At 51.1% G+C, this 14,695-nt stretch carries 11 protein-coding genes; 4 read left to right on the top strand and 7 right to left on the bottom strand.

Translation table 11 applies throughout. The features are described 5' to 3' along the window. Positions 1-138 precede the first annotated feature (138 nt). Positions 139-903, top strand: a complete 765-nt coding sequence (locus ACSYSY_RS00785; RefSeq protein WP_491707439.1) for a YfdX family protein — start codon at positions 139-141, stop codon at positions 901-903. Between the two features lie 120 nt (positions 904-1,023). Here the strand turns inward: ACSYSY_RS00785 and ACSYSY_RS00780 are convergent, their stop codons facing one another. The 4 genes from ACSYSY_RS00780 to ACSYSY_RS00765 all read right to left on the bottom strand — a co-directional run bounded on the left by ACSYSY_RS00780 (position 1,024) and on the right by ACSYSY_RS00765 (position 6,339). Beyond that, the gene (locus tag ACSYSY_RS00780) at positions 1,024-2,613 is read right to left on the bottom strand and encodes an efflux transporter outer membrane subunit (RefSeq protein ID WP_491707438.1); all 1,590 of its coding nucleotides are present in this window, start codon (positions 2,611-2,613) and stop codon (positions 1,024-1,026) included. A gap of 2 nt (positions 2,614-2,615) precedes the next feature. After that, positions 2,616-4,208: a DHA2 family efflux MFS transporter permease subunit gene (locus ACSYSY_RS00775; RefSeq protein WP_491707437.1), complete on the bottom strand. Its 1,593-nt coding sequence runs from the start codon at positions 4,206-4,208 to the stop codon at positions 2,616-2,618. Continuing rightward, positions 4,205-5,314 (bottom strand): HlyD family secretion protein, encoded by a 1,110-nt coding sequence (locus tag ACSYSY_RS00770; protein ID WP_491707436.1) that lies wholly within the window; start codon positions 5,312-5,314, stop codon positions 4,205-4,207. Before ACSYSY_RS00770 ends, ACSYSY_RS00775 begins: the two co-directional genes overlap by 4 nt. 143 nt (positions 5,315-5,457) lie before the next feature. Beyond that, positions 5,458-6,339: a bifunctional 5,10-methylenetetrahydrofolate dehydrogenase/5,10-methenyltetrahydrofolate cyclohydrolase gene (locus ACSYSY_RS00765; RefSeq protein ID WP_491707435.1), complete on the bottom strand. Its 882-nt coding sequence runs from the start codon at positions 6,337-6,339 to the stop codon at positions 5,458-5,460. Between the two features lie 154 nt (positions 6,340-6,493). Between ACSYSY_RS00765 and ACSYSY_RS00760 the strand changes: the two genes are divergently transcribed. Continuing rightward, positions 6,494-7,558: a threonine aldolase family protein gene (locus tag ACSYSY_RS00760; protein WP_491707434.1), complete on the top strand. Its 1,065-nt coding sequence runs from the start codon at positions 6,494-6,496 to the stop codon at positions 7,556-7,558. Between the two features lie 84 nt (positions 7,559-7,642). Here the strand turns inward: ACSYSY_RS00760 and ACSYSY_RS00755 are convergent, their stop codons facing one another. Further along, entirely contained in the window at positions 7,643-9,157 is a 1,515-nt protein-coding gene (locus ACSYSY_RS00755; protein ID WP_491707433.1) for a Do family serine endopeptidase, read from the bottom strand. 189 nt (positions 9,158-9,346) lie between these two features. Then, entirely contained in the window at positions 9,347-11,794 is a 2,448-nt protein-coding gene (locus ACSYSY_RS00750) for a membrane-bound PQQ-dependent dehydrogenase, glucose/quinate/shikimate family (RefSeq protein ID WP_491707432.1), read from the bottom strand. Between the two features lie 197 nt (positions 11,795-11,991). On the opposite strand from ACSYSY_RS00750, the gene ACSYSY_RS00745 reads away from it, so the two are divergent. Beyond that, complete coding sequence (locus tag ACSYSY_RS00745; RefSeq protein WP_491707431.1) at positions 11,992-12,660, top strand: TetR/AcrR family transcriptional regulator; 669 nt, start codon at positions 11,992-11,994, stop codon at positions 12,658-12,660. 139 nt (positions 12,661-12,799) lie between these two features. Next, positions 12,800-14,239 (top strand): carbohydrate porin, encoded by a 1,440-nt coding sequence (locus tag ACSYSY_RS00740; RefSeq protein ID WP_491707430.1) that lies wholly within the window; start codon positions 12,800-12,802, stop codon positions 14,237-14,239. Here ACSYSY_RS00740 and ACSYSY_RS00735 read toward each other — a convergent pair. Continuing rightward, positions 14,236-14,670 (bottom strand): nucleoside deaminase, encoded by a 435-nt coding sequence (locus tag ACSYSY_RS00735; RefSeq protein WP_491708190.1) that lies wholly within the window; start codon positions 14,668-14,670, stop codon positions 14,236-14,238. The two genes, ACSYSY_RS00740 and ACSYSY_RS00735, sit on opposite strands and share 4 nt — an antisense overlap. Positions 14,671-14,695: the final 25 nt, after the last annotated feature.

The following is a 14,695-nucleotide window of genomic DNA, read 5'->3' as shown; positions in this document are numbered from 1 at the left end:
GCCTTTCCCTACCGACCGGTCGGAAATTCTGTATAATGAAAAATGTAAGTTCTGTATTTTGAGAGGGTCTTTACAGCACGTTGAGCCTTGGCAGATTCAGCAATCACACACCACTGATTTCCAGAAAGGAGTATCGATATGGCATCTTTCAAACGCGCCCAATCCTATGCCGTTTCCATTTTCTCTCTGGCTACGTTTCTCCTTGCCGGCACTGCGTTTGCAGACCCTGCCTTAACATCCCATGAAACCGGGCGCATCACATCTGCGCAGCAGGTCAAAGACCATTGGGAAAGACTGGAAGAGCGCCTTTCCTTCAATGAATTATCCAGGCAGAGCCTTCAGGCCCTTAATGCCATTCTGGACGCTGACAAGCTGATTGAACTGCACAATCCCAAAGAAGCAGAAGTTAAACTCTCTTTTGCAGAGAAGGAACTGCAATCTGCCCTTCAGTCACATCATGACCTTTCGGAAGCTGCGGCCTATATTGAAAGAATTCATAAAAATAACCCGGGCATGACCTGGCTTGACCGTTATAATATGGCAAACTGGGCCCCTGTGGGGGGCAAATTTATTGCCAGAACAAAACTTTCACCGGCTGAAGATAAGGTTTTGGCTCAGGCCAATGCTGATTTAAGGGCCGGGAAAACGGATATGGCCTATAAAGCCGTTAAGCCTTTCCAGCCAAAAGTCCAGATTTCCATCGCTATTGCGCCTTTGGAACCTACTTTGAAAATGGTTGAAACGGCTTTGAAAGCCCTTCAGAACCATGATGAAGCCCGTGCCCGTGCCCTTTTGAACGAGGCCCTGGAACATTACGTCTTTATCCCGCAGAATGATTTGAATCTCAATGTTCTTGCCGTGGAACAGCCTACCGAAACGCCTGAGCTGATCGCCCGCCGTTAAAAGAACGGCTCTATCTATAAAAAAGGGGCCGTCCTTACGCGAAGGATGGCCCCTTTTCTTGGCATTTTTTTGACGTTTATTTCTGGCGTTCTTTAATAACGGTAACGAAACAGAAAACCCTTACCCGTGCGCTGTATGTTTAGATTGTTTCATCATTTTTGCGTCGGGCGAGGTTTCCTGCCAGCCACCCCCTAATGCGTTATAAAGACGGGCAAGATCAATCGCGACGGTTGAGTCACTTTTTGCCAGGTCCATCTCTCCCTGCTGGACCTGAATCTGCGCATTCAGCACATCGAGATAGGTGCTTAAACCTGAGCGATACTGGTTCAGCGCAAGATCATAGGAGCGCTGGCTGTCCTGCACGCTCCGGGACAGACCTTCCCGGCGATTTTGCTCATCATGATATGCCTGAAGGGCATTATCCACTTCGTGCCATGATTGCAAAACCGTCTGGCGGTAGGAAATCGCTGCGGCTTTCTGCCCGGCCTTTTTCAATTTGAGCTGGCCACGAAGCCGCCCACCCTGAAAAACAGGAAGGGAGATGCTCGGCCCCACATTCCACGCCCGTGAGCCCCAGAATCCCAGATCCTTAAAGGACAATGTCTGGAACCCGAAATCGGCATTGATCGTGAGTTTCGGATAAAAATCGGCTGTCGCTTCCCCCACCTCGGCCACACTTTCCCGTAGGCGCGCCTCGGCCTCTCTCACGTCAGGCCGGCGATGTGCCAGTTCAGAGGGCAATCCAGCCGGAATAAAGGGAGGCACAACCGGAATGTCCTGCCCCTGCTCCAATTCCTTTTCCAGGCTTTGAGGGGGGGCTCCCAGCAGGAAGGCGATGGCATTTTTTTCCTGCGCCAATGTCTGGGATAATTCCGCGATCTGGGCTTCCACCTGATGAAGACGCGACTGAACCGAATCAACATCCAGCTCAGTCACCAGCCCTGTTTTATAACGATTATCCGTCAAATGATTTAACTCGGACAAGGTCTTGTGGCTGGCCTTGAGAACCCTCATCCGTTTCTGATCGCCCCGTAATTGCAGATAGTCACGTGCCATATCCGCCTGCTGGGCAATCAGGACGCTCCTGCGCTCTTCCTCAGTCATTTCCATCATGGCCTTGGAGGCCTGATATTGCCGGGCGACACGCCCCCACAAATCAACCTCATAAGTCGCATCGATGGAATAAGCCCACTGATCGAGCAGAGGAATCACAGTGTCACGCGGTGCTGCCTGCATACCACCGGTCTTGCTTCCTATACGGCGGATGATCCGCCTTAACTGCCGGGAGCTGTTCTGGGTGCGGGCATAAGAACCTTGCGCCGAGAGCATCGGGAAACGTTCCGCACCGGCAATCATCATTTCTGCACGGCTCTGGGCAAGGTTGGCGGTTGCCAACTCAAAAGCAAGGTTCTGCGTGGCAATGCGTTCTTCAAGAGAGGCAAGTTCGGGGTCCTTGAAGGATTTCCACCAGCTGTCATCAAAGGGGAGCTCTGTCACGACACTTTGGGGAGAGGTTTTTCCATTTTCACGCGCATGCGTATCGTAATGCGGCGGGGACCAGGGCTTGGGCGCATGATATTTCGGCCCGACCATACAGGCACTTAACGCGCATAAGGACACCAGAGGCAGAACGGTTTTTGTGATGTGACGGCTGGCTGAACGGCGTATTTGAGACAATTCCACAAAAACGCTCCTGTCTTTTTTCTGCATGATCAATGCCCTCCGACCGCGTCTCCCCCACCTTTGATGGGGCTGATCAGAAAACAGAGTGGAACAATACAAAGCGTGATAATGCCCAATATATTAAAGACCTGATTATAGGCGAGCATGGCAACCTGCTGAGAGAATTCCTGATAAAGATGTTGCATGGCAAAAGACTGCGATTGCAGAAAAGACATACCGCGCGCCTGTGCCGCTGCCTGAAGCTGAGCCAGATAATTATGCACTTCCGGCCGACCCAGGATCATATGGCTGGAAAGTTCCGTCTGATGAACCTGCTTTGTCTCAATAATGGCAGCGGTCGCCAGAGAGATGGACAGTGAGCCGAAATAATTCCGCACCATACTGAACAGAGCTGAGGCATCAGCATTCAGCTCCCGGGGCAGAGTGGAATAGGCAAAAGTTGAGATCGGGACGAAGAGGAACGCCAGAGGGGCCGTCTGTATGATACGACATTCGACAAGGAAGCGAAAACCCACTGCCTGATAAAGAACGGCTGAACAGAATAACGCCATGGCCATCATGAAAAACCCGAAGGCAATCAGATAACGCAGCTGTATTTTCGTCATCAGGATTGAGACAATGGGAATCAGAACCATAATCGTCATCCCACCTGGTGCCATAAGCCGCCCGGCAATCGTTGCCGGATAATCCTGAATCTGCTGGGCAAATTGCGGAACAATCACGGCAGAAGCATAAAGAAGAACGCCGAGAACCCCCATCATAAGGGTTCCCAGAGTGAAATTACGGTCCTTGAAAACGCTCAGATGAACGAGCGGCTGTTTTGCCTTTAACAACCAGATAATGGCGGCAATAAAGGTAATACCGCCGATCAGGGCCAGTTTGACAATGAAGGGGGAGCCAAACCAGTCATCATCCTCACCCCGGTCTGCCATGACCTCAATACAGCCAAGCGCCAGAGAAATAAGGCTGATCCCGATGACATCGACTTTCTCGCGCTTTGCCTTTTCCCAGGGGGGGTCTTCCAGCAGGGACATAACCGCAAAAACGGTAATGATACCAAAAGGCACATTGACGTAAAAAATCCAGCGCCAGCTGTAATTATCGGTCAGCCAGCCACCGAGCATCGGCCCCAGAACGGGCCCCACCACTGTGGCAATAGCAGTCAGGCCAAAAGCCTGCCCCCGTTTTTCAGGGGGGAAAATATCAAGAATGATGGATTGCTGACATGGCTGAAGCCCGCCGCCAAAAAACCCTTGAAGCAGACGGAAGACAATCAGCATCGGCAAAGATGTTGAAAGACCACAAAGGAAAGACGTTATCGTAAACAGCAAAATACAGAGCAGAAAATAACGCTTGCGGCCAAAAAAACGCGAGAGCCACCCTGAAATGGTCAAAACAATCCCGTTTGCGACGAGATAGGACGTCAGGGCCCAGGTGGCATCGTCATAAGAGCTGCCTAATGAGCCGGAAATATGCGGCAGGGCCACATTCACAATCGTGGTGTCCAGCACTTCCATAAAGGCTGCCATGGTCACAACAACGGCAACCAGCCATGGATTATGTTTCGGCTTCCACGAGCTGTGATCAGCGTTTGACGCTGTCTCTGCTGTTGCCGCGCTCATTCAGTATAAACCGTTGGTTCAACAGAAAGCCCGATGGCCAGCGGAATTTTAGGATCGCGCCCGCTATCAATCAGGATTTTGACGGGAATACGCTGGACGGTTTTAACAAAGTTCCCTGTTGCATTTTCAGGCGGGAAGGCACTGAAGGACTCACCTGACCCCATCTGAAGGGAATCAACATGCCCTTTGAGATGAAGCTGAGGATAGGCGTCAATCTCAATATCCACCTTCTGGCCGGGGCGCATATGAGTGAGCTGCGTTTCCTTGTAATTGGCAACAATCCAGATATCATCGGGCACGATTGAGAACATTTCCTGCCCGGTCTGAACGAACGCACCCTGCTCGATATTACGCTGTGAAATACGCCCGTCACGCGGTGCCGTGATATTGGTCCATTCCACATCAAGTCTGGCTTTTTCCAGATCTGCCTGTGCGGCGGTCAGATTGGCAAGAGCCTGAGTGACGTGGGCATCTGCTGTATCGATATTGGCTTTGACCGGCTCAGCCTGGGTCAATTGCCCCTGTGCCTGCACAACGGCGGCGGTTGCTTCATCAAGGGCTGCCTTGGCGTAATCTATATCCTGCTGGGTCGTCGCGGCGCGTGCAACACGATGCTGCCGACTGTAATCGGTCCGCGCCTTGAAAAGCTTTGCCTGTGCGGCGGCAACATTTCCCTGCGCCGTCACCAGACGGCCGGGAAAGTCCTTCTGCGCCACGATCAGAGTCATTTTATAGGCATTCATATCAGCCTGTGCCTGCTGCACAGCAGCCTCAGCCCGATGTAGGGTTGCCAGATAGTCACGCCCGTCAAGCTGGACGAGCAGGTCCCCTTTATGGACAAACTGGTTATCATCAACCAGCAATTTCGCAACAAACCCACTGACATGCGGTGCAATGGAAATTTTCCGCCCTGTTGTATAGGCGTCATCCGTGCTCACATGGTTGCGGGTCAGGAACATGTAAAGCCCGACCCCCAGCAGGACGATCACAACAATACCGATCAGAATCACCCTTTTAAGGGGGCTCCCCTTTTCAGCCCCTTTTTTCCCGGCTGTGTTATCGGGGGCTGTATTCTGTTCTTTCTGTTGCGTATCATCCAGCGCCATAGAGTCCCCATTGAAATTATCTGGTCTTTTCAAGGTTCGGAGGAACAAAAATTACACGAAAAAATTTAAGGCCCTTTTAAAATCCGTACCTTTCACATCCCCCGATCAATGACATGTTTCTTCGCCTTCTGACAAGAGCAGCCCTATTCTTTATAGGTCGCTTTCGCAGCCTGAAGCGTATTATGAAGCAGACCTGCAATCGTCATAGGGCCCACTCCACCGGGGACTGGCGTTATATAACCCGCCACTTTGCTGACCTCTTCAAAATTGACATCGCCAACAAGGTGGCTGCGACCATTTTCCTGCATGACGCGTGTTATCCCGACGTCAATCACCGTTGCTCCAGGTTTGACCCAGTCTCCTCTTACCAGCCCGGACTTACCCGTTGCCACGACGATGATATCTGCCTGCCGGGCAAGGGAGGGGAGATCGCGCGTATGAATATGAGCAATCGTAACCGTGCAATGCTCTTTTAACAGGAGCTGCGCCATTGGCCGCCCTACCAGAATGGACGCACCAATAACAAGAGCGTTCATACCGGTCAGATCCGCATGAACCGATTGGAGGAGTTTCAGACATCCCAGCGGTGTACAGGGCACAATGCCATCGGTCATGCCCAGAGCCAGACGCCCTGCATTCACTTCCCCCAGACCATCAACATCTTTTTCCGGCAGGATTGCATTTGTCACGGTCACCGGGTCAATCTGTGCAGGCAGTGGAAGCTGGACCAGAATGCCATGAATCTGGGGGTTTTCATTCAGATCAGCAATCAGGGCAAGCAATTCTTCCTGCGTTGTGCTCTGGGGAAGCATATGCATAAAGGAGCGCATACCGGCATGGTGCGTCTGGAGCGCCTTGTTTTTAACATAGACCTCTGAAGCGGGATCATTGCCCACCAGAACCACAGCCAGACCCGGCACCATGTGCCCTTTCAGGAGCAGTTCTTCAACTTCCTGCCGGATTGTCTCTGTAAGTTTTCTGGCAATTGCTTTACCATCAATCAAGGTAGCAGAAGTGGATGTCATGATGGGCGCCCTCCTCAGGCAGGATGTCACGGAAGGGCGAAAATCTGGTTTTTCTCGCCGGCTTCCTATAATTTAGTCCGGTCACATGCAACGAACTAGCCGAGATTCATGGCTAAGAAAACAAAGATTATGCATTTTAAGGAATTTTTCATTAATGCCCTCTAACATCCGTAAAAACTTTGCCAGCGATAACGTCGCACCAGCGTGCCCGGAAATTCTCGCGGCTCTCGCCCAGGGCAATAATGACAGTCTCCATTCCTATGGAAATGACCCTTATACCGAGCAGCTTATCCCTTTATTTGAAAAAGTCTTTTCAACAGAGCTGGCTGTTTTCCCCATTGCTACGGGCACTGCCACCAATGCCATCGCCCTTTCAGCGCTGGTCAGACCTTATGGCGGCATTATCTGCGACCATAGTGCCCATATTGACAATGATGAAGGGGGCGCCCCGGAATTTTATACAGCAGGGGCAAAAATTACGACCCTGCCCTCCCCTCAGGGGCGCATGGCCCCTGACGCCTTGCAGGAAGCCATTGCCCGCAATAAGGAAAAAGGCGTTCTTTCCCCTCCTCTTCAGGCACTTTCCCTCACTCAGGCCACGGAATGGGGCACTGTCTATCCCGTTGAAACACTGACGGCTTTAAGCGACATTGCCCACCAAAATGACCTTTTCGTCCATATGGATGGGGCGCGCCTGGGAAATGCGATTGCCCATCTGGGCTGCACCCCGGCTGAAACAACATGGAAAGCCGGTATTGACGTCCTGAGTTTTGGGGGAACAAAAGCGGGAGCCATGGCTGTTGAAGCATTAATCGTGTTTTTAAATGACCGGACACGCCCGCTTCTCCGCGCATTGCCTCACATTATTAAACGCAGTGGCCACTCCTGGTCCAAAAGCAGATTTCTGAGCTTGCAGCTACAGACCTTATTGCAGGATGATCTCTGGCTGAGAAATGGAGCTCATGCCAATAAAATGGCTGCTCTCCTGCGCGCTGAGCTGCAACGCCACCCGGGAGCCCACATGCCATTTGATGTGGAAAGCAACGAGGTTTTCGTTGTTCTGCCGGAAGCCCTGCTTAACACACTCGAAGAAAATGGTTTTGGATTTTACCGCTACCCGACACCAGAAGGTGTTCCCGGCCAGCTTGTGCGTTTTGTGACCAGTTATTATACGCGCAAACAGGATGTTGAAGCGCTGGTCCACGCTCTTAACCAATAAATAAAAGAACCCCTCATTATGATCTCTCACAATGAGGGGACACTACTGTCAGAAGACCCGCCCGAAAGTGAATCTCAGGACGTTTTATTCATCTCCATTGCCTGTTTCATCTGATCCATCAGGGGAAACAGCGACAAATAATTGCTGCCCGTCACGCAAAATCCGCAATAAAGGGGGCTGCTTATTTGTGAGAGCCTGTTTGATCAGTGACGCTGCCGCGTGAGGCGTCGTCGTTACATGATTACCCACAGCCACGATAATATCGCCAGGATGAATACCGGACCGCGCAGCAATGCTTCCTTGAGCAACATCGACAATGACCGCTCCTTTCACAGTTTCATCAAGCCCTAATTCCTGACGCGTTCTTGGTGTGATGGCCCCCAGAGAAATTCCGATCTTGCCCGAAGCATTCATATCTGAAACACCATTTGTTCCATTTGAATCCTTATCATCCTGATTACCGGGCGTTACCGTAATGGTCTGTGATTTCCCGTCACGCAGAATAGCAAGTTCGGCCTTTGTGCCGGGAGGAAGGGCAACGGCCTTCATGGCAAACCCATGAGCACTGCCAACAGCATGACCATTGAGACTCAAAATCACGTCGCCTGTTTTAAGCCCTGCCTTCTCAGCCGGGCCACCTGCCACCACTGAGGCCACAATAGCACCATGCGCTGTCTGCCCTGGATCGGTGGAAGGCAGTTTGAGCGCCTGAGCCATTGTTGGCGTGACCGTCTGTGTCACAACGCCGAAATAGCCGCGGACCACATGACCGGATTTGCGAAGCTGATCGACCACGGACCGGACTGTATCAGACGGAATGGCAAACCCAATTCCGATCGACCCGCCCCCATTAGGCGACATGATCATGGAATTAACTCCGACCACCTTGCCATCAAGTGTGATCAGAGGGCCACCTGAATTTCCCCGGTTAATCGGGGCATCAACCTGGATAAAATCATTATAGGCATCTGTGTTCAATTCCCGGCCGAGAGCGGACACGATGCCTGAGGTCACTGTCCCTCCCAGCCCGTATGGATTGCCAACCGCGACAACCCATTGCCCTGGCTGGACGGTGTCTGAATCCCCCAGGTCAAGATAAGGCAGGCGCTTTGTCGTTTTTACACGAAGCAGGGCAATATCTGTTTTCTGATCACGACCAATGATTTTGGCTGGCAGGACGGTCCCATCATCAAATTTGACGGTTACTTTCACCGCCCCGTTCACGACGTGATTATTGGTTACGATATATCCATCATCCGAGACCAGGAAGCCCGATCCTCGCGCATCAATAAGGCGATTGGAAGGTGCAGGCGCCATCTGGAACGGGAAAGGAAAGGGGAAAGGCATTCCGTTCATGGAGGGCTGTCCATTATCGCCCCCGTCATCTAAATCACTTTCCTTGATTTTGGCAGAAATCGAGACGACAGCCGGTTTGACCTGTTTCACCAGATCAACAAAATTCGGCATATTCTGCATGGTTACCTGAGGCCTGATCGGCTGGCTTTCTTCGCCGGCCTGGACCGGACTGATACCAACACCAATAGCGATCAGTGGTAAAGTCGCCAGACATACTAACGACAAACGAGAAGCTGAAGACATTAGAGCTGGTCCTGTAACGTGACTAAGAGAAATTTCCCATAATATGGCAAATTCAAGATGAGCCAGACCTATCCATTTTATGAAAGATTAGTAATAAATGGTTCAGTCAACGACCCCATAAAGTAAAAAACCCGCTCTTTTCCGAGCGGGTTTTCTCCAAGCGATCTGAATGATCACTTTATTCGTTACTTATTTGTTATCAACCGTATAGGCAATGACGTAATCGCCTCTATTGGGTGACTGACGGGCACCACCTGCAGAAATCAACACATATTGTTTATGTGTTACAGGAGATACGTAAGACATGGGGCCACCCTGGCTGCCAACAGGCAGACGGGATTTCCAGACTTCTTTGCCGGTCGAGCTGTCAAAGGCCCTCAGATAGAAATCCTGCGTCCCTGCAATAAAGACGAGACCGCCTTTTGTTGCGAGCGTACCCCCTAATGTCGGCATACCGACTGGCATTTTCGCATGCATTTTGATCCCGAACGGACCTGTATCCTGCACTGTTCCTACGGGAACCTGCCAGACGATCTTATGAGTCTGCATATCAATGGCAGACAGCGTCCCGAAAGGCGGTTTCTGACAGGGGACCTGGAGAGGAGACATAAAGCGGTTTTTCACCACTGAATAAGGCGTTCCCTTCAGAGGGACCAGACCCATACCCGCATTCACGGATTCTCCACCTTCATTCTTGGTCTGCGCGCCAGCGGGGTTCGGTGCCATACGGACCCATAGACCCAGACGCATATCATTAACGAAGATATAATGATGGTCCGGATCAACAGAGATCCCGCCCCAGTTCATACCCCCCAGAGAGCCGGGGAAGCTCAGGGACGTATCTGTTCCAGGCGCTGTAAACAACCCTGTATAGCGCATGGATTTAAATGAGATACGGCATGCAAGCTGGTCAAAAGGTGTCGCCCCCCACATATCAGACTCTTTAAGAGGGCCTGAACCGATTGAAGGCATCCCGACAGAGAAAGGCTGCGTCGGAGAATATGGCTCGTTTGGAATATTCGCTTTGGGAACCGGTTTTTCTTCCACCTTTGTCAAAGGCTGGCCTGTATGGCGGTCCAGCACGAAGATCTGGCCTGTTTTAGCCCCGAAAACGACAGCCTGTTTTTCCCCCTCAGCAGTGGGGACATTCATTAATGTCGGCTGCATGGGAATATCAAAATCCCACAGATCATTATGAACGGTCTGATAAACCCAACGTACTTTACCGGTTGTAGCATCTAGAGCCAGGATGGAAGAGGCGTATTTATGGTCTTCTTTGGTCCGTGGAACACCCCACAGATCAACTGATGAGCTTCCCATTGGGATAAAGACCGTATTCATGGAGGCGTCATAGGACATGGGCGCCCAGGAATTCGGCGTGCTCCGGCGGTACGTCTCACCTTCTGCCAGAACATGGTTATGGTCAGGGTTACCTGGATCAAAGGCCCAGCGTAACTGACCTGTTATAACGTCATAGCCGCGGATAACCCCACCTGGCATATCTGTGCTGACATTATCAGCCACACGCCCCCCGACAACGACCGTCGTCCCGGCAAGGGTGGGAGGAGAGGTCAGCTGATATTGTGGGTCAGGAGCTGATCCGAGACCGCTCAGAAGGTTGACCGTGCCATCAACACCGAAATTGGCACATTTCTGGCCATTATCGGCATCAACCGCAACAAGGCGCGCATCTGGCGTATTGACGAAAATACGGCGCTGACAGGGAAGTGCCGGGTCAAGAGAGATGGGTTGCGGTTGAGAGAAACCGTCATCGGCCTTCGCCAAAGGGGCCTGGGCATCAAAATAGGCCAAACCTCTGCAACGCTGCCAGATCTTTGACTGGGAATTGATTTTGGCTTCCCAGATTTTCTGACCATTATCAGCATTGACGGCAATAATATTATTATGAGGCGTGCAAAGGAAAATCTTATCGCCGATCTGTAAAGGCGTTTCCTGATCCTCTGCGCCATTGCCATCCGGGCTTAATGGCGTATCTCCGGTATGGAAAACCCATGCCTGATGAAGATGTGCAACATTATTGCGGTTGATCTGTGTGAAAGGCGCAAAACGGCTTCCTCCATGATCACGGCCATAAGCCTGCCAGTTTCCCTGACCATCTTTCCCCATCTCAAGCGCAAGCTCTTTATCAGGGCCGGAAACCGTCGGATGAGGGATGAACATAGCCCCGAAAGCTGCCAGAACACCCATAAGAGAGATAAACGCAGCCCCCCATGACGGCACAACCAGGGAATTTTTACCCCTGAATGTGCGCAGGTAAGGATAGGCGACGAAAAAAAGCATCAGAAAGACGGAAGGAACCATCAAGCGGGAGAGTAAAGGCCAGAACTCACATCCAGCTTCCCAGAAGGCCCAGATAACCGAGCTTACGTAAAAAATCAGGTAAAGAAGAAATGATTTTTCACTTCGTTTTGCCAGAAAAACAGCCGTTACCAGCAGAAGGAGCCCTTCTGGAGCAAAATACCAGCTCCCCCCGAGAGAGAGCAGCCAGCCCCCTCCTATCAGGAAGTATAATCCGGTAACCGCCAGGCCGAGCACCAGAATCCAGGTCACACACATGGCAATGCGACTGGTTAAAGAAAAAGAGGGTTGCACGAAATTCTCCTCTGTCAACCTCATAGACCCCTCCCATAGAGTCGGGGAGAGATTTTTAACTAACTATATGTTTAGTTATCTCATAACAAAGAGCGCTTTGAAACATCCCATAAAAATTGGCTGTTTTTCTTGTTCAAATTGTTGTTACGCCATTGCCTGTGCTAGAGTGGGAGACATAAAAGCTCCGGAGAGTTAACTCGGGTAATCGGGAAAAAATAAGAATGACCAAGGCTCCCCACACCTCACGCGATGCAGAACAGACAAAAAGAGATATTCTCCACGCGGCCCTTGAAGAGTTCGCAACCTTTGGCCTCGCTGGCGCACGTGTGGACCGTATTGCAGAAGCCATGCAGACCACCAAAGGGATGATCTATTATTATTTCAGCAATAAGGACGGGCTTTATAAAGCAGTTCTGGAGCAGCTTTATACGGAGCTCCGGCAGCAGGAAGAGGCCCTTTCGCTTAAGGAACTCCCTCCTTTGGTCGCTCTTGAGAAGCTCATCGACTTCTCAATAGATTATCACGAAAAACATAGCGCTTTTGTGCGTCTTGTCATGATTGAGAACATTAATAATGCCCGTTACCTGCAGGAAACGGGGCTCGACAGCATTGCGCGTTATAAAATACTGCATGCGCTTGATGATATTATAGAACGTGGCCGGATTTCAGGCGTTTTCAAGCGCGATATTTATCCTGTGGACCTTCATCTTCTCTATACATCATTCTGTTTTTATCGCATCAGCAACCAGGCCACGGTCAAAACAATTCTGGGCCTGAATATGCTCAATAGTGACAATGCCAAACGTCACAAACGCATGATCAAGGATGCCATCCTTGCCTTTATGACCAGCTCACCGGGCGATCAGGCGCCTTCTCCAGAGCTCCAATAAGCCAGATATTAAATAACTTTTCATAGTTTTTCACCAAAGAGTGACTTTCCAGAGCCTGGTAATCTGTTTTATCCGCTACCATTCCAAAAATAACTAACTAGATAGTTACCTATCAAACGAATGGTAAAACAGGTTTTTCATGTCACTCTGCCCCGATTTTTCAGAGGCTTCACTTTTTAAAAGCTCTTTCCTGAAATTCTGCTCTGCAGGGTTCCATTCCCTCCTGATCGTCCTTCTCCTTTCCGTGACAGCCAGCCTCCCTGCCTCTGCAAAGCCTGACGCACTTCGGGATCCGGATTTCAGGACGATCACATTAACACCGCCCCCCGCCCCCAAAAAACGTTTCAGCAATAAAGTCCTTGGCGATCCCTTTGGTGCCCGCAGCTGGCTCTATGATAAGGGCATTGATCTGACACTGACCTATCTTTCTGAAACACTGGCCAATGTGTCGGGAGGACGCCGGAAAGGAATGGATTATTCACACCAGATCACAATGGGTGTTGATGTTGATCTGGAAAAACTTCTGGGGGCAAAAGGGCTCAGCTTCCGCATGTTGGGCGTGCAGCGTGCCGGCCGTGACGTGGCCAAGGATTACATAAGCCACCTGACCTTATTTGAACCCCAACAGGATTTTGGTGTTGGCGGGAACGTGGTTTACCACCTTGTTCAGCTTTATGTGCAACAGAAACTGGCCCATAACAGAGTGACGATAACGGCCGGTTATTACCCCCCCAATATGAGTTTCGGTTCATTCCCTCTGGGATGTTACGCGCTTGATAACGTCACCTGTGCGCACCCTACAGGTGTGTCCGTTTCCTCCCACTGGCGTTCCTGGCCTTATGCAGAGCTCGGTGCGCAAGTCGAGTTCGACCCGACAAAAAACACCTACGCCCGTGTTGGCCTCTTTCAGGCAACCAAAAAAGATGGCGGCCATAGTGGCTTCTATATCTCAGCAAACTCAATGGGTATTGTTATTCCCATTGAACTTGGCTGGAATCCTCACTGGGGGAAGGATAGATTACCCGGTCACTATAAAGTCGGCGGATATATCGATACCTCAGACAATAAAGACCTTTATACCTCTGTCACAGGGGCCCCGATCGCCACATCAAAACAGCCTGCCCGACTGGAACCTCAGAGAGGGGCCTGGTACGTCGGTGGTGACCAGATGCTTTATCGTTTCGGCCCGGGCGAACGTGATGGTCTGATGGCTTTTGGCATTATTACCGGAACAACCGGGACGTCCGTCCCTTTCAGACATGATTTCTCAGCCGGGCTGATCGCACAACATATTATCCCCGGTCGCCCTGCCGATTACGTCTCCGTCTTCTGGTCTGAGCTGATCGTTAATCCCAGTCTGACCAAAACCCAGGAACTCCAGATGTCGCACCATATGGCCCTTCAGAATGGTGTCAAAGCGGTCGAAACCAACACGGAAGTGCTGGAAATGAATTACGGGTTCCAATTCTCCAACGGCATTAAATTCGTCCCGGATTGCCAGATCCTTTTCCGGCCCGATGCTGCCCGTTATTATAAGGACGCTCTTGTTGTCGGCTTCCGTTTCCAGGCTGACCTTTAACGTTTCTCTTTAAAAAACGTCCTTAACATATCAGCGGCCTCTTGCTCACACAGGCCGCTGATAATCTCTTCCGGCCTGTGGAGGCATTCTTTTCTCTGGAAAAGACGCGGGCCGTGATCAATCCCTCCGCCTTTGGGATCATACGCTCCATAAATCACACGCCCGACGCGAAAATGGCCGATAGACGCCGCACACATGATACAGGGCTCAAGCGTTACAACCAATGTACATTGGCTCAGGCGCGGCGTTTTCAAAAGGCGGGCAGCCTCTCTGAGGGCCAGAATTTCTGCATGAGCTGAAGCGTCATGACACGTTTCCACAAGGTTATGAGCTTTTGAAATAACGCGCCCATCCCCATCAAGAACGAGTGCCCCAACAGGCACCTCCCCTTTCTCAGCCCCTTTTTGAGCCAGAGCCAGAGCCTGTTTCATGAAAACGGACCATCCTGGAGCCAGG

The organism is Aristophania sp. ESL1100 (assembly GCF_058511235.1).
The sequence above is the reverse complement of the archived record's forward strand: the minus strand, read 5'-3'. Positions and strand labels throughout refer to the sequence as shown.